The organism is Maribacter litoralis (assembly GCF_902506355.1).
GTDB lineage: Bacteria > Bacteroidota > Bacteroidia > Flavobacteriales > Flavobacteriaceae > Maribacter > Maribacter litoralis.
The window spans coordinates 1,962,712-1,978,514 of the sequence record NZ_LR733271.1 but is presented as its reverse complement, the minus strand read 5'-3'; the positions used below and the strand labels follow the sequence as shown (position 1 = coordinate 1,978,514).

At 36.3% G+C, this 15,803-nt stretch carries 13 protein-coding genes; 10 read left to right on the top strand and 3 right to left on the bottom strand.

Translation table 11 applies throughout. From position 1 onward, the window contains the following. Positions 1–2: 2 nt before the first annotated feature. Together EXIGUO8A_RS08345 and EXIGUO8A_RS08340 are read left to right on the top strand one after the other, a co-directional pair. Positions 3–1,169 (top strand): efflux RND transporter periplasmic adaptor subunit, encoded by a 1,167-nt coding sequence (locus EXIGUO8A_RS08345; RefSeq protein WP_159302754.1) that lies wholly within the window; start codon positions 3–5, stop codon positions 1,167–1,169. A 6-nt stretch (positions 1,170–1,175) separates the two neighbouring features. Continuing rightward, positions 1,176–4,676 (top strand): efflux RND transporter permease subunit, encoded by a 3,501-nt coding sequence (locus tag EXIGUO8A_RS08340; RefSeq protein WP_159302753.1) that lies wholly within the window; start codon positions 1,176–1,178, stop codon positions 4,674–4,676. 72 nt (positions 4,677–4,748) lie between these two features. On the opposite strand, the gene EXIGUO8A_RS08335 is transcribed toward EXIGUO8A_RS08340, so the two are convergent. Continuing rightward, entirely contained in the window at positions 4,749–5,096 is a 348-nt protein-coding gene (locus EXIGUO8A_RS08335) for a toxin-antitoxin system YwqK family antitoxin (RefSeq protein WP_116771898.1), read from the bottom strand. Between the two features lie 260 nt (positions 5,097–5,356). Between EXIGUO8A_RS08335 and aspS the strand changes: the two genes are divergently transcribed. The 6 genes from aspS to EXIGUO8A_RS08305 all read left to right on the top strand — a co-directional run bounded on the left by aspS (position 5,357) and on the right by EXIGUO8A_RS08305 (position 10,989). Next, complete coding sequence (gene aspS, locus EXIGUO8A_RS08330) at positions 5,357–7,111, top strand: aspartate--tRNA ligase (protein ID WP_159302752.1); 1,755 nt, start codon at positions 5,357–5,359, stop codon at positions 7,109–7,111. Between the two features lie 128 nt (positions 7,112–7,239). Continuing rightward, the gene (locus tag EXIGUO8A_RS08325; RefSeq protein WP_159302751.1) at positions 7,240–7,785 is read left to right on the top strand and encodes a hypothetical protein; all 546 of its coding nucleotides are present in this window, start codon (positions 7,240–7,242) and stop codon (positions 7,783–7,785) included. Then, entirely contained in the window at positions 7,757–8,611 is an 855-nt protein-coding gene (locus EXIGUO8A_RS08320; protein WP_159302750.1) for a tetratricopeptide repeat protein, read from the top strand. The genes EXIGUO8A_RS08325 and EXIGUO8A_RS08320 overlap by 29 nt, the downstream gene beginning before the upstream one ends. Positions 8,612–8,646: 35 nt before the next feature. Beyond that, the gene (locus tag EXIGUO8A_RS08315; RefSeq protein WP_159302749.1) at positions 8,647–10,431 is read left to right on the top strand and encodes a chloride channel protein; all 1,785 of its coding nucleotides are present in this window, start codon (positions 8,647–8,649) and stop codon (positions 10,429–10,431) included. A 29-nt stretch (positions 10,432–10,460) separates the two neighbouring features. Continuing rightward, complete coding sequence (locus EXIGUO8A_RS08310; protein WP_159302748.1) at positions 10,461–10,727, top strand: hypothetical protein; 267 nt, start codon at positions 10,461–10,463, stop codon at positions 10,725–10,727. 70 nt (positions 10,728–10,797) lie between these two features. Beyond that, entirely contained in the window at positions 10,798–10,989 is a 192-nt protein-coding gene (locus tag EXIGUO8A_RS08305; RefSeq protein WP_116771904.1) for a cold-shock protein, read from the top strand. 68 nt (positions 10,990–11,057) lie between these two features. Here EXIGUO8A_RS08305 and EXIGUO8A_RS08300 read toward each other — a convergent pair whose 3' ends face one another. Beyond that, complete coding sequence (locus EXIGUO8A_RS08300; RefSeq protein WP_159302747.1) at positions 11,058–11,501, bottom strand: nucleoside deaminase; 444 nt, start codon at positions 11,499–11,501, stop codon at positions 11,058–11,060. 62 nt (positions 11,502–11,563) lie between these two features. On the opposite strand from EXIGUO8A_RS08300, the gene EXIGUO8A_RS08295 reads away from it, so the two are divergent. Both EXIGUO8A_RS08295 and EXIGUO8A_RS08290 read left to right on the top strand, forming a co-directional pair. Beyond that, positions 11,564–13,330, top strand: coding sequence for a 1-deoxy-D-xylulose-5-phosphate synthase (locus tag EXIGUO8A_RS08295; RefSeq protein ID WP_159302746.1), 1,767 nt, complete (start codon positions 11,564–11,566; stop codon positions 13,328–13,330). After that, positions 13,327–14,454: a DUF3078 domain-containing protein gene (locus EXIGUO8A_RS08290; RefSeq protein WP_159302745.1), complete on the top strand. Its 1,128-nt coding sequence runs from the start codon at positions 13,327–13,329 to the stop codon at positions 14,452–14,454. Before EXIGUO8A_RS08295 ends, EXIGUO8A_RS08290 begins: the two co-directional genes overlap by 4 nt. Here EXIGUO8A_RS08290 and EXIGUO8A_RS08285 read toward each other — a convergent pair. Continuing rightward, positions 14,451–15,794, bottom strand: a complete 1,344-nt coding sequence (locus EXIGUO8A_RS08285; RefSeq protein ID WP_159302744.1) for a deoxyguanosinetriphosphate triphosphohydrolase — start codon at positions 15,792–15,794, stop codon at positions 14,451–14,453. The genes EXIGUO8A_RS08290 and EXIGUO8A_RS08285 overlap by 4 nt on opposite strands. Between the last annotated feature and the right edge of the window lie 9 nt (positions 15,795–15,803).

Below are 15,803 nucleotides of genomic sequence, written 5' to 3'. Positions count from 1 at the left end.
TCATGAAAAAATTACCAATTTTACTAATTGCCGTCATAAGCCTTTACTCATGTGGTGGTAAAGATCAATCGGTAGCTGAAATTATTTCGGAACAAAATCTTGAGGCAATCAGAGCCAAGAAAAATGAAATAACTACACAGCAGAAACTAATAGATGCCCAACTTAAATCATTGGACTCTGCAATTGCTATTTTAGGAAATGAAGAGAAATTGCCTTTGGTGAATACGCTAACGGCAAAGAAAGAAGTGTTTAATCATTACCTGGAATTACAGGGTGATGTTAGCACCAAGCAAAATGTACTGATCTACCCAGAAATGGCAGGTACCTTGCAAAGGGTACATGTAAAAGAAGGCGACCGTGTTAGCAGAGGACAAGTTTTGGCTACTATTGACGATGGTGGTCTGTCTAGCCAGTTAAACCAATTAAAAACCCAGGCATCTTTGGCCAAAACCACTTTTGAGCGTCAAGAGCGTTTATGGAACCAGAATATTGGCTCTGAAATTCAATACCTACAAGCGAAAACCAATTATGAGGCGGCAGAAAACATGGTGTCACAAGCAGAAAGCCAATTAGGTAAATCTACCATTAGAGCTCCATTTTCAGGTATTATTGATGATGTAATCAAAGATCAAGGTACGGTAGTAGCCCCAGGTCAAGGATCAGAAGTATTTCGTATTGTGAATTTATCTGATATGTACATTGAGGTTGAGGTACCAGAGGCTTATATAGGCAATGTTACAAAAGGTAAGGAAGCATTGGTCTACTTTCCTGTTTTAGGAGATAGTATTGTTACAAAGATCAGGGAGACCGGAAATTTCATCAACCCGGCAAACCGATCATTTGAAGCTGAGATACCGGTACCGAATAAGGAAGGTAAAATCAAACCCAACCTTACCGCAAAAGTGAACATTAACGATTATACCAGTGAAGATGCCATCTTAATACCTACGAGTATCATTTCTGAAAATGCAGAGGGAGAACAGTATGTCTTTGTTGCAGATGAAGCAAGTGCAGAAGGAGAATCGATAGTAAAAAGAACAATTATTACCACAGGTAAAACGCAAGGTGCAGAAATAGAGGTATTAACTGGTTTAAATGACGGAGACCATATTATTAAAGAAGGCGCTAGAAGCGTTAAAGATGGTCAGAAAGTTAAAATCAAAAAATAAAGATCGATGAGTAAAGTAAAAAAGAACGCCGATAAGGAATTCGGTCTTTCATCATGGTCCATAGATAACCCGTCGGTTATTTATGTTATGATAGCCATTTTTCTTTGGTTAGGCTTCAGTGCGTACATGGCTATGCCAAGAGAAGACTTTCCTGAAATCATAGAGACTAAAATATACATTAGTACCCCATATCCTGGTAACACCGCAGAGGATATTGAAAAACTGATAACCGACCCTTTAGAAGATAGGCTAAAGAATATTAGCAATGTTGTAGAGATTGTTTCTACCTCTCAAGAAGATTACGCCATTTTAACCGTAGAATTTGATGAGGACATAACTGTAGAACAAGCCAAACAAAAGGTAAAGGATGAAGTAGATAGTGAAAAAGCAAGTGAAGATTGGCCAACGTTTAACGGTGCCAAAGTAGAACCCAATGTTTTTGATTTAAATTTCTCAGAAGAAGTGCCGATCATGAACATCAATTTTACGGGAGACTATCCTGTAGAGAAATTGAAGGAGTTTGCTGAATATCTGCAAGATGAAGTAGAAGATCTCCCAGAAATTAAGCAGGCAGATATACGTGGTGCGCAAGACCTTGAAGTTGAAGTAGGTGTGGATGTCTACAAGATGATGGCCGCTAAAATAAGTTTCCAAGATGTTATTAATGCTATAAGTAATGGTAACATGACCATGTCTGCAGGTAACTTGAAAACCGTTGGTCAAAGACGTACTATACGTATTCTTGGGGAAATTGAAGACCCAAAAGAATTGAACAATTTTGTAGTCAAATCTGAAAATGGAGCAGTTTATCTTAAAGATATCGCTACGGTTAATTTTCATGCTAAAGATAAAACTACCTATGCCCGTGAGTTTGGCAATAATGTAGTAATGCTCGATGTAAAGAAGAGAGCGGGTAGAAATGCGATATCTGCCGCTGATAAAATCAAAGAACTGGTTAAAAAGGAAAAAGCGGAATACTTTCCATCGGATCTAAATATTTCTATTGCCAATGATTCTTCTACGCGTACATTGAACCAAGTAGATGATTTGGTGAACAATATCATTTTCGGGATCATTCTTGTTGTTACCGTATTAATGTTCTTTTTAGGATTTAGAAACGCACTCTTCGTTGGTTTTGCCATACCCATGTCAATGTTCATGTCATTCGTAATTTTATCATGGCTCGGTTATACGCTAAATACCATGATTCTTTTTGGTATGATCATGGGCCTAGGTATGTTGGTTGATAATGGTATTGTGGTAGTAGAAAACGTATACCGTTTAATGGACGAAGGTCTTTCTAGAACTGAAGCTGCCAAAAAAGGTATTGGCGAAATAGCCTATCCCATTATTATTTCTACGGCAACAACGGTAGCTGCCTTTGTACCTTTAGGATTGTGGCCTGGTATTTTCGGGCAGTTTATGATCTATTTTCCAATTACACTTTCTGTAGTATTGGGATCGTCATTGTTCGTGGCAATTTTCATGAACTCCATGTTAGTTTCCAAATTCATGAGTACAGATGAAAAAGAACTGACCTTAAAACAATTGATCAGAATGAGTATTATTCTAGTTGGACTAGGAATATTAATACTGATTTTTGGTGGTGCCATGCGTGGATTGGGTTCTGTGTTGATATTGACCGGAATCATGTTCTGGGTATATAAATACGTTATTAAAGGTGCCGCAATGAAGTTTCAACGTAAAACCATGGTACGTTTTGAAAACTGGTATGAAAAACGACTAAAACATGCCCTTAGAGGCAATAATGTGTACTGGTACTTTGGTATTACATTTTTAATGTTGATCGGTGTCTTTATGCTTTTTGGAATGTCTGTAGATAGTGGTCGTACCAAAATTGAATTTTTCCCCGACAACAAACCAAATGAAATTTATGTGTATGTAGAATACCCTGAAGGTACTTCTATTGAAAAAACCAATGAAATTACCAAAGAAGTAGAAGATCAGGTATACGCCATAATGGATGACCCTAAATACAAAAAGAACGGAGAAAATTTTATGATGGCTTCTGCTGTTTCAGTTGTTGGTGAAGGTGCAGGTAATCCGTTAACAGATGGTGGTTCTTCTGCAGAAATGCCACATAAAGGAAAAGTTACCGTAAACTTTAGTGAATACAAATACAGAGAAGGGTTAAATACCGAAGATATTAGAGCACGGGTGCAAAATGCATTACAGGGTATTTATCCTGGTGTTGCCATTTCGGTAGAAAAAGATGCCAATGGTCCACCAGCTGGTTTTCCTATCAATATTGAATTGGAAGGTAGTGATTATGATGAATTGATCAACACCGCCGAAGACATTAAAAACTTTATCAATACCAAAAATATTGCTGGCATTGAAGAGTTAAAAATTGATGTCAATAAAGGCAAACCGGCAATGCAAGTAATCGTAGATCGTGAAAAAGCGGGTGAACTTGGCGTTGCTGTTGGTCAAGTAGGCAACCAATTAAGACGTTCTATTTTTGGTGAAAAGGCTGGTGTTTATAAAGAGGACGGAGAAGACTATGATATCAATGTTCGCTTCAATGAAGATTTAAGGTATAACAAAAGTGCCCTATTCAACCAGAACATCATCTTTAGAGACCCTTCTAACGGTCAAATAAAAGAAATTCCTATTTCTGCGGTAGCCAAGGAAAAAAACACGTCGGGCTTTAGCGCTATAAAACACCGTGATGGTAAACGAGTAGTAACTATTTATTCCGGATTAAAACCTGGCTTTACCGATGCCGGTGCTATTGTAGCTGAAATTCAAAATGAAATGGAAAGTTTCGATGGTACACCCGCTACCGTTAAAATTGATTATACCGGTCAGTTGGAAGAGCAAGCGAAGCAACAGGCATTCTTGGTAGGTGCCTTTTTCTCTGGATTAGGATTGATTATGCTTATTCTAATATTCCAATTTGGTGGTATTTCTAAACCATTAATTATTATGATCGCTATTTTCTTAAGCTTCATTGGAGTATTTGGAGGTTTAATGATTACCGGATGGTCTTTCGTAATTATGATGACCATGATGGGTATTATCTCCTTGGCAGGTATTGTAGTAAACAATGGTGTAGTACTCTTAGATTATACACAAATATTGATCGATCGTAAAAAGATTAGGTTAGATATGGAAGATAGTGACCTATTGACCATAAATGACGCTACCGATTCTATGATCGTTGGTGGTAAAGCAAGGCTTAGACCAGTAATTTTAACTGCAATCACTACAGTATTAGGCTTGATTCCACTAGCTATAGGCTTGAACATTGACTTCTTTTCCTTGTTCTCGGAATTTAATCCTAAGATTTACATGGGAGGTGACAATGTGGTCTTCTGGGGACCATTGGCATGGACGGTTATCTTCGGTTTATTGGTAGCCACCTTTTTAACCCTTATTATAGTACCGGTACTCTTCAACATAGTTTATCGTATAAAAATTAAGCTAAGAAATTGGGGCAGTAATAGTACTGATACTACCGAACAAATAGAAAGTGCCGTATAGGTATATTAAATAATAGTCCATAAAAAAGCCCGTATCAAAATTGATACGGGCTTTTTATTTGAGTTAGTTAACTTATTTATTGCTTACAACAGGATCCTTAGCACTTGCTTGTGTAACACTTGCTATTCTATTGTTATCAAAATTTACTTCGTTTATTACATCGCCTTCCCAAAATAACCATTTACCGGTTCTTACCCCGTTGTCATAATTACCCATGGCAATTTTTTCTCCTTTTTCGTTGAACATTTTCCACTGTCCATCTAGCTTTTCATTTACAAAATAACCTTCTTGAGACTTCTCTCCATTTGCGTGAAAGTATGTAGCTTTTATTTTATCTCCATCTTTTACAAAGGTGGGATCAACTTGTGCGTACGCTCCTAACGATAGTGCCATTACGGCTAAAATTAAAATCTTTTTCATGATATATATTTTTTTTAGATTATTGTTTTACAGTATTGTAACGTGATAAAGATACAATTATTTTGCAATTAATCAATGTTTAGATAACTTTTACGTAACATTAAATTTACATTGCAGACGTAACACATTGTTTTACAGTGTATTTACATATACAACTTATTCAACTTCCCTAAAACCGGTCGTCGAATAAAACCTACCTTTTATATAGACCTATAATGAAATAGACTTCTTAAATTTGCCCTTTCATTAAAGCACATGTTATGTATAGAAGCCATTCCTGCGGGGAACTAAGAGAATCACATATTGGTACAACTGTTACCCTTTCTGGGTGGGTTTCCAAAACCAGGGACAAAGGTTTTGTTGTTTGGGTAGATATACGTGATCGTTATGGTATTACACAATTGGTACTTGATGAAGATCGTACTAATGCAACACTTTTAGAACAAGCTAGAAATTTAGGTCGGGAGTTTGTAATTCAAATAAAAGGTGAAGTTATTGAAAGAGCTTCCAAAAACGCAAACATCCCAACGGGTAACATTGAAGTTTTGGTATCTGAATTGACCATATTAAACGAATCTAAGACTCCGCCGTTCACTATCGAAAACGAAACCGATGGTGGTGAAGATCTACGCATGAAATATAGGTATTTAGACATCCGTAGAAAACCTGTACAGAACAACCTTATATTTAGAAGTAAGGTAACTATGGAAGTTCGTAAGTTTTTATCTGGTGAAGGTTTTATAGAAGTAGAGACGCCATACCTTATAAAATCAACACCAGAAGGTGCCAGAGATTTTGTCGTACCAAGTCGTATGAACGAAGGACAATTTTATGCCTTGCCACAATCGCCACAAACCTTTAAGCAATTGCTAATGGTTGGTGGTATGGATAAATACTTCCAAATTGTAAAGTGCTTTAGAGATGAAGATTTACGTGCCGACAGACAACCTGAGTTTACACAAATAGATTGTGAAATGGCATTTGTTGAGCAAGAAGATATACTTTACGTATTTGAAAACTTGACAAAATACCTTTTGAAAGAAGTAAATGGTTTTGAAATCGAGTCGTTCCCAAGAATGACCTATGATGAAGCTATGAGCAAATATGGTAACGATAAGCCAGATATTCGTTTTGGAATGGAGTTCGGTGAATTAAATGCCGTTGCACAACATAAGGAATTCGGAGTTTTCAATTCATCTGAACTCGTAGTTGGTATAGCCGTACCAGGTGCAGCCTCTTACACACGTAAAGAATTAGATGCCTTGGTAAACTGGGTAAAACGTCCACAAGTTGGTGCCAAAGGAATGGTCTATGTAAAATGTAACGAAGACGGAAGCTATAAATCAACCGTAGATAAGTTTTACGACCAAGATGATTTGGCTAAATGGGCAGAAGTTACTGGTGCTAAACCAGGGGACCTTATATGTGTACTTTCTGGAGATGCCAATAAAACAAGAACACAGTTAAGTGCCTTACGTATGGAAATGGCTACAAGACTAGGGCTAAGAAAACCAAACGAATTTGCACCATTATGGGTGGTAGATTTCCCATTATTGGAACTTGATGAAGAAACCGGTCATTACCATGCCATGCACCACCCATTTACATCACCAAAACCAGGCCAGTTAGAATTATTGGATACTGATCCAGGTGCAGTACGCGCCAATGCTTACGATTTGGTATTGAACGGTAACGAAATTGGAGGTGGATCTATTCGTATTCACGATAAAGAAACACAGGCGACCATGTTTAAGCATTTAGGGTTTACTCCGGAAGAAGCAAAAGCACAATTCGGGTTCTTAATGGATGCCTTCCAATACGGTGCACCACCTCATGGCGGACTAGCATTTGGTTTAGATAGACTCGTAGCTATTTTAGGCGGACAAGAAACTATTAGAGATTTTATCGCCTTCCCTAAAAACAATAGTGGTCGTGATGTAATGATCGATGCCCCCGCTGCTATTGACAACGAGCAACTGAAAGAATTGAATTTAAAATTAGATATTCAAGAATAGTTCATCTTGATCAATTTATAATTAAAAATCCTGCCACTGTGCAGGATTTTTTTGTTTTCTACCAGTTTCTATTTATTCATTAAAATAAAGCACTATTCATGTAAGGTATTTTTTGTTAAATTCACTTTGTGAAAAAATGGATTAAAATTTTATTGTATAGTATATTGGGCATTGTTCTAATTCTTTTTGGAATTATCGGGTACATTTATTATCAATATGAATGGAAGTATGATGTAAATTCTGAAAAACATCAATATGATGTTGGTTATTTATCATCAGAAAATCGTGATTTTGCCTCCAATTTCAAACGTTGTAACGATTACAGCCCAATAGGTTATTACTCTCATGTAGACTTCAATGTTTTTGATAAAAATAAAGCACAATTTAAACGCTTTATTCAATCTAACTTCAACAGTAACCTTTATACTGATAGTGGCATGCTCAACCTTCGTTTTATCATCAATTGTAATGGTGAAGTCGGTGATATGGAGGTAAACCAGTTAAATAAAGATTATCAAATAACAAAATTCAACAATAATTTGGTTGAAGAAATAATTCAATTAACGGTCGAAAAGGAGAATTGGGTTATTTCAGATAACAAATCGGATAACGACAAATATATGTACTTGATTTTTAGACTAGAAGATGGAAAAATTACTGAAATATTGCCTTAGTTTTTTACTATTGACATCATTAAGCTGTAAGAATAAAAATTTTGATGAAATTCCTTTTGAAGAGCGAAAATTAATAGCAAAGCAACTATGGGATAGCGAAAACAGTAAACATGGTTTTGATCATATCTTTCAAGGAACACCTAAAGCGATGACTCTTTTAGATAACATTATAGCTTTAGATAGTACCCATGCAAAAGCATTAAGAGAGATTTCCGTTCCTTTTCTAAAAAGAGGAATTCCACACGAATGGAAACTAAGGTTTGACAAAGCGGTTGCACATGACCCAGCTACTTGGGTTCCAATGCGAGGTTACCTCTACCTATCGTTCTACCGAGATTATGAAAAAGCAATTGCAGATTTTAACGCATCAGACACGATAACTCCGTATTTAGATTATCCACAAGGGCATAGTGTCGATTTTTGGCGCGGCATAGCCTATTTAGGCGCAAAAGACTATGATAATTCTATTGCTTATTGGGACAAACACATTACTAAAGAAACAGAAGATTCGGGTGAAGATTGGGTAGAGCTAGAAGCTTTTCTTTACAGAGGGATAGCCTATTTTGAATCTGGTAATACAAAGAAAGCAAATGAGAATTTTGACAAAGTTATTCAGTACTTTACCAGCTCTGCAGATGCTAAATATTACAAAGCACAGCTATTATTAAATGAAGGCCATAAAAAGGCAGCTTTAAACATGATCGAAGATGCCATTGTAGATTTCAACAAGGGCTATTATAACAATAGGGCTTATGTTGAAACACTTCGTCAAATTTACCTATTAGATTTAGAAGAACTAAAATCAAAAATCATAGCTAGTAATTAAATACCTTTGATCCCTAATAATGTTATGGCTCAACCATGCCCATTCAAACGAACAACTTCTTAAAGCGAATTTATAAGTGGAGATATAAGAACATCTCCCAAAAGACCTTTATTTACATCTTAAGTGTAGTTGTGGGTCTTTTAGCCGGTTTGGCATCGGTAACCCTAAAAAACATTACCTATTTCATTGAAGCATCTCTTGAAAAAGGAATCATTTTCTCTAGTAATCAACTGTATTTTATCCTCCCTATCATTGGACTGACATTGGTTTACTTGTATGTAAAATTTGTACATAAAGAGAAACTAAAGCACGCCGTATCATCGATCTTATTTTCATTATCAAAGAACAAAGGTCATATTGACGTTAAGCAAGTATACACTCAATTGATTATAGCTCCATTAACGGTTGGTTTTGGTGGTTCGGTGGGGTTACTGGGGCCAGCAGTGGCAACTGGAGCGGCAATTAGTTCAAATCTGGGTAGGCTGTTTCATATTAACAGTAAAACCCGTTCCCTATTGATTGCCTGTGCATCGGCAGGTGCGATATCGTCAATATTTCAATCACCCATTGCCGCCATTATTTTTGCGGTAGAAGTATTTAGCCTAGATCTTACTATGATATCTATGCTTCCCCTATTGTTGGCTTCTATTAGCGGCGTACTTACCTCCTATTTTTTTATGGGTAATGAGATATTGTTCAACTTTTCTATCAATGAACCATTTCAAGTTAAGGATACACTATTTTATATTGTTCTTGGTGTAGGTACAGCGGTAGCGTCTATCTATTTTACAAAAATGTATTTTGGTATCATCAACCTATTCAAACCGTTGAAAAGTCCAAAATATCGTCTTTTGGTCGGTGGGTTGGCTATTGGTATAATGCTTTATATGATACCTCCATTATACGGTGAAGGTTTTTCCTTTATAAACGACCTTTTGAAAGGTGATCATATTAGCGCATTAGGAAAAACACCGTTAGACGCATATATCGATAATATTTGGGTCGTAATTGCTTTACTGTTCGGCATAACCATTTTTAAGGCCGTAGCGATGACCACTACATTGGCAGCTGGCGGTGCAGGTGGAATATTTATACCCACCATGGTAATGGGCAGTGCGTTAGGTAATGTAGTAGCAAAGTTGATCAACAATTCCGGTTTAGGGTTTTCTGTATCGGAAAGTAACTTTACGTTGATAGGTATGGCCGGTCTTATTGCAGGTGTGCAACACGCACCCTTGACCGCAATATTCCTCATCGCTGAAATAACAGGCGGCTATGCCTTATTTGTTCCATTAATGATTACCGCATCAATTTCATATATCATTACCAAAAACACCGTTGATTACACGATTTACACAAGAGAATTGGCAGAAAGTGGTGAGTTGTTGACCCATAACAAGGATCAAGCAGTATTAACCTTAATGGATTTAGATACTGTTATTGAGACGAATTTTAAAACCGTACACCCAGAAATGACCCTAGGGGAAATGCTACATGATTCGGTCGCAAAATCTACCCGAAACATATTTCCTGTAGTTGACACCAATCAGAAATTTTTAGGTATTATACTTTTAGATGATATTAGGGAATTTATGTTCGATACAAAATTGTATAATACTACCAAGGTTGAAACCTTTACCCATAAAGCACCCGATCATATATATTACGGTATTGACACCATGCAAATAGTCATGCAAAAATTTCAAGACAGCGGCGCTTGGAACTTACCTGTGGTGAAACATGGAAAATACATGGGCTTTGTTTCAAAATCTAAGTTATTGACCGCCTACAGAAGAGAACTTATAAGGTTTACAAAGTAAGCTTTGACGATTAAAATAAAATTAAGGACATGAAATACATTATAACACTGATAGTCTTAATCTCAATCGGACTCATAATTTACGGCTTTACCTTAGATGCCAGCCAAGAAGCCTTATCACATAGATATATTGGATCAGGTACTTTTGGGCTATTTTTACTTGCGATGCCACTTTTTCTAATAAAGGAGAGCAAAGGCAAAAAGTTCAAAGATTATATGCTTACCGATGAAAATGTAAGAAAAATGCAGGGAAAAGAACCTAGAAACACTGATAATCAAGACACTCCAAAAAAATAATCATCTATTTTTCTACCAATCAAGCTGAAAATATATTAAATTAGAATGTTAATATTAAAATTTCAATACAATGATCGGTACCGTCAAATTTTACAATGAATCTAAAGGTTATGGATTTATAACCAATGAAGAAACTGGAAAAGATATTTTTGTTCATGCCACTGCATTACATGGCACTGAAATAAGAGAAGGAGATAGAGTAAGCTATGAAGAGGAAGAAGGAAGAAAAGGTACGGTTGCCGGACAAATTCAAGTACTATAAATAGTTTTTCTTTAAGTATAAAATTAACTAACCACGCAAAAGCGTGGTTTTTCGTTTACTACCAAAAATTACTTCCTCCTTTTTGCAAAAAACTCTTGCAATAAACTGGCAGCTTCAATATCTAAAATACCCCCAAGAACCTTCGTTTTAGGATGAAGTTTTGTGCCCATCGCCTCAAAACCTCGTTCGGGATCTTTTGCCCCATAGACTATTTTACCAATCTGGCTCCAATACAAGGCACCTGCACACATTTGGCAGGGCTCTAAGGTTACATACAAAGTACAATCTTTTAAATACTTTCCTCCTAAAAAATTTGCTGCAGATGTAATTGCTTGCATTTCCGCATGGGCAGTAACATCATTCAGCTTTTCGGTTAAATTATGGGCTCTTGCAATAATCTTATCTTGTACAACAATTACCGCTCCTACAGGTACCTCACCAGCTTCAAGAGCATACTCAGCTTCTTGAAGCGCTCTTTTCATAAAATAAGTATCATCAAAAGGTAAAACCATAAGGTCAAAAATACAACAGTTTCATTTTTAAAAAAGTATTTTTGTGCCTTTATACCAACAACTTGAATTCAATTCTAGAACATATAAATTCACCAAAAGACCTAAAATCTTTACATCAGAAAGATTTAGGGCAATTGGCTATTGAATTACGTGAATTTATTATTGACATTGTTTCTGTAAAAGAAGGTCATTTAGGTGCAAGTTTAGGTGTTGTAGAACTTACCATAGCATTGCTCTATGTGTTCAACACGCCTGTAGACAAATTAATTTGGGATGTGGGGCACCAAGCCTACGGGCATAAAATACTGACCGGTAGAAAAGATATTTTTGACACCAATAGGCAGTTTGGTGGTATAAGCGGATTTCCGAAAATGAAGGAAAGCGAGTTTGATGCCTTTGGTACGGGTCATAGTTCTACCTCAATATCAGCCTTATTGGGTATGGCTCTATCTGCACAATTACAAGGTAAAATAGAACGTCAACATATTGCCGTAATCGGCGATGCTTCTATTGCCAGTGGAATGGCTTTTGAGGGGTTAAACCATGCGGGCGTCACCAATGCAAATATTCTAATAGTTCTTAATGATAATGCTATGGGTATCGACCCAAGCGTAGGTGCCTTAAAAAAATATCTCACAAACGTAAAAACAGGTACCGCAAAAGAAGAGAATATTTTTGAGTGCTTGAATTTTCATTACACAGGTCCGATAGATGGTCATGATTTACCCTTACTTGTACAGCAATTAAAACAGTTGCAAAAAATTGAAGGTCCCAAACTGTTACATGTAATTACCACTAAGGGCAAAGGCTTACAAAAGGCAGAAGAAAACCAGGTTACCTACCACGCACCCGGTAAATTTGATAGACAAACCGGAGAATTACAAAAGAAAAATGGAGCTGTAGAAGCACCTAAATTTCAAGATGTTTTTGGAAAGACCATAGTAGAGCTTGCATTAAAAAACGAAAAAATTGTTGGCATAACTCCCGCTATGCCAACAGGTAGTTCTTTAAAATATATGATGGAAGCTATTCCAGAAAGAGCATACGACGTTGGTATTGCAGAACAACACGCGGTAACCTTGGCTGCGGGTATGGCCGCCGACGGATTAATTGTTTTTTGCAATATATATTCTACATTTTTACAGCGTGCCTATGATCAGGTAATACACGATGTTGCCTTACAGAACCTACCGGTTATTTTTTGTTTGGACCGTGCCGGTCTGGTAGGTGAAGACGGACCTACGCATCATGGAGTCTTTGATATTGCTTATTTACGATGTATACCGAACCTTACTATTTTCTCTCCTTTGAATGAAATGGCCCTTCGAAATATAATGTACACGGCGCAGTTAGGTTTAGATCATCCTATAGCCATTAGATATCCTCGTGGCAGAGGCAAAACGCTCAATTGGCAATTGCCTATGAAAAAAATTACTATCGGAAAAGGGGAAATTTTAAAAAAAGGCACAAAAATTGCTATTATCAGCACCGGACCAATTGGCAACATGATATCAGATATGTTAATTGATTTAGACGAACCTGATGAAATAGCACATTACAATTTTCCTTTTATAAAACCTTTGGACAGTGTTTTATTAAAAGAAATCTTACAGAATTTTGAGCATATTATTACGATAGAAGATGGTTCATCTATTAACGGATTTGGTAGCGCAGTGTTAGAATTTGCCAATATTGTTGGAATCAACAAAATAATTAAGATATTTGGTGTTCCTGACAATTTTATTACACATGGCAATACCCAGAAATTGTATAAAAAAGCAGGAATAGATAAGATGTCCGTAAAAAAATATGTACAACAATTTCTATGAAAAGAATAGCTTTGAAACCGCTTAAATTTCTGCTTCCGTTACTTTTTCTAGTAACATTAGTATCACACGGTCAAGATACAATTCCCGCACCAATAATTGTTGATAGTGTTACCGTTGACAGTATAGCCGTAGATACCATCGTTATTCGTAGAACGGTAGATAAAATCTATACACCTAAAAAGGATGTGAATCTTCAAATACCCAAAATAGATTTTAAAAAAACCAAAACGCTAAAAAAAGGCTTTCAACGTTTTAGGGTGCCTTCATTTTGGGAAACCGAAAACAGTTTTGGTATTAATATTAGCGAGGTAGCCTTTGTGAACTGGAATGCTGGTGGTGACAATGCCATAAGCGGACTAGGATTTCTAAAATTTGCCAGAAAATATAAATTCAGCAATTTTCAATGGGATAATAATTTAGAGTTAAGATATGGTTTAAACGCTCAAGAAGGTCAAAAACTAAGAAAAACAGAAGATGTAATTCGGCTTACCTCTAACCTAGGTTTTAAAAAAGAAAATAACAGTAGGTGGTTCTATTCCGTTCAATTGAACTTTAACACGCAATTTTCCAATGGTTACAAATATCCAGATAGAGATACGCCCATATCTAGATTTATGGCACCAGGTTATCTATTATTCGGTGCAGGTACCTCCTATATTACCAAAGATGAAAAGTTCAATCTTTACCTATCCCCATTAACTCAAAAATCGACATTTGTATTGGACCAAGATTTAGCTGACAGTGGTGCTTTTGGTGTTGACGAAGCCATTTTAGATGCAGAAGGAAATGTCATCACCCCTGGAAAAAACCATTTATTGGAACTTGGTATACTTATCACCAACAATTTAAGCTATAACATTGCAGATAATGTTGAACTTAAAAGCAGGTTAAACTTGTATTCCGATTACATAAAAAGTTTTGGTAACATAGATGTTGATTGGGAGCTTACCTTGAATATGAAGGTGAACAAATACATAAGTACCAATTTGGGCACACAGGTAATTTTTGATGACGACATTCTTTTTGATGTGGTCAAAGACGATACAGGCACTGTTATTAACGCAGGCACGCCCAAAATTCAATTTAAACAAGTATTGGGCGTAGGTATTCTTTATGGTTTCTAAAGGGTTCTTCCTTTAATCTTATTATGAATATGCACCGCTGCACTATCCGATAAACTAGCAACATAGCAGCAAGTATTCAATACAATTTGATATAAAGAGGTGTCGGTTTCCCTGTAAAGACCAGGTAAAGTTTGCAGTATTAATTTGTGATAATTACTGGCGTTATTGTTTTTCTTCTGAATCAACGCATTGATATAAACATCTAAAATATCTGAGATAATGGTATAGCCGGCAATCTCTTTTTCCACTACTTCTTGTGATTGATATATTTTTTGCACACTCAAACTAATGATATCCTCAATTTGAGCTTTGAACTTACTTTTGTCCAATAGGGAGACTTCAAACTTACCGTTTAAAATTTGCTCTTCATATTCTATAAATATAGATACGGCATCTTGTATTAAAGTGTTTATGGCCAGTGCTCGTAAATAACTTAGCCTATCTTCCATATACTCCAAAGAATTATACTTTTTGGTATTTATGGTATCTTTTACCAGTTTTATAAGATACTCCAGCGCATAATCTTCAGAAATTAGTCCGAGGTTAATACCATCTTCAAAGTCGATAATAGTATAGCAAATATCATCTGCAGCTTCAACCAAAAAGGTTAATGGGTGCCTACCATATGAAACTGAACCATTTAAACTTCTATTTGGCAACCCTAAATCTTCGGCGATTTCTTCAAAGATGTGCTTTTCACTCTGAAAAAACCCAAATTTCTTATCACAAATGTGTTTGCTAGGTTTTTTTGGTAATGATTCCTTTGGGTATTTCATAAATGCACCCAAAGTGGCATAACTTAAACGCAATCCTCCAGAAACCCCTGCCCTATCTTGGGTCAAAAATCTAAATCCGTTTGCATTTCCTTCAAAATCTATTATATCTTGATATTCAACATCGGTAAATTGCGTTCTAAATTTAAGTCCGTTACCCGTTTTAAAATACTCACCTATAGCTTTTTCCCCACTATGGCCAAAAGGAGGGTTTCCAATGTCATGAGCTAGGGCAGCGGCAGCAACTATACCTCCAAAATCATTGAATTGATAGCCGTGCACTTCTTTTAAATGTGGATGTTTTTCAATAATTTTCTTTCCAGCAAGTCTCCCTAAACTTCTACCTACTACAGAAACTTCTAGACTATGTGTTAATCTGGTATGTACAAAATCGGTTTTTGATAATGGAATAACCTGGGTTTTGTCTTGAAGACTTCTAAACGCAGATGAGAAAATAATACGGTCATAATCAACATCGAACCCAAGCCTGGTTTCATCTTGTTCATTTCGTAATCGTTTATTTTTATCGCCCTGTCTTCGCAAAGAAAGTAGTTGCTCCCAATTCATTATGATCAA

Excerpts from the sequence above, each read along its gene's own strand:
- EXIGUO8A_RS08345 (WP_159302754.1), top strand. The coding sequence starts at position 3 with ATGAAAAAATTACCAATTTTACTAATTGCCGTCATAAGCCTTTACTCA.
- EXIGUO8A_RS08340 (WP_159302753.1), top strand. The coding sequence starts at position 1,176 with ATGAGTAAAGTAAAAAAGAACGCCGATAAGGAATTCGGTCTTTCATCA.
- EXIGUO8A_RS08335 (WP_116771898.1), bottom strand. The coding sequence starts at position 5,096 with ATGAAAAAGATTTTAATTTTAGCCGTAATGGCACTATCGTTAGGAGCG.
- aspS (WP_159302752.1), top strand. The coding sequence starts at position 5,357 with ATGTATAGAAGCCATTCCTGCGGGGAACTAAGAGAATCACATATTGGT.
- EXIGUO8A_RS08320 (WP_159302750.1), top strand. The coding sequence starts at position 7,757 with ATGGAAAAATTACTGAAATATTGCCTTAGTTTTTTACTATTGACATCA.
- EXIGUO8A_RS08315 (WP_159302749.1), top strand. The coding sequence starts at position 8,647 with ATGCCCATTCAAACGAACAACTTCTTAAAGCGAATTTATAAGTGGAGA.
- EXIGUO8A_RS08310 (WP_159302748.1), top strand. The coding sequence starts at position 10,461 with ATGAAATACATTATAACACTGATAGTCTTAATCTCAATCGGACTCATA.
- EXIGUO8A_RS08305 (WP_116771904.1), top strand. The coding sequence starts at position 10,798 with ATGATCGGTACCGTCAAATTTTACAATGAATCTAAAGGTTATGGATTT.
- EXIGUO8A_RS08300 (WP_159302747.1), bottom strand. The coding sequence starts at position 11,501 with ATGGTTTTACCTTTTGATGATACTTATTTTATGAAAAGAGCGCTTCAA.
- EXIGUO8A_RS08290 (WP_159302745.1), top strand. The coding sequence starts at position 13,327 with ATGAAAAGAATAGCTTTGAAACCGCTTAAATTTCTGCTTCCGTTACTT.
- EXIGUO8A_RS08285 (WP_159302744.1), bottom strand. The coding sequence starts at position 15,794 with ATGAATTGGGAGCAACTACTTTCTTTGCGAAGACAGGGCGATAAAAAT.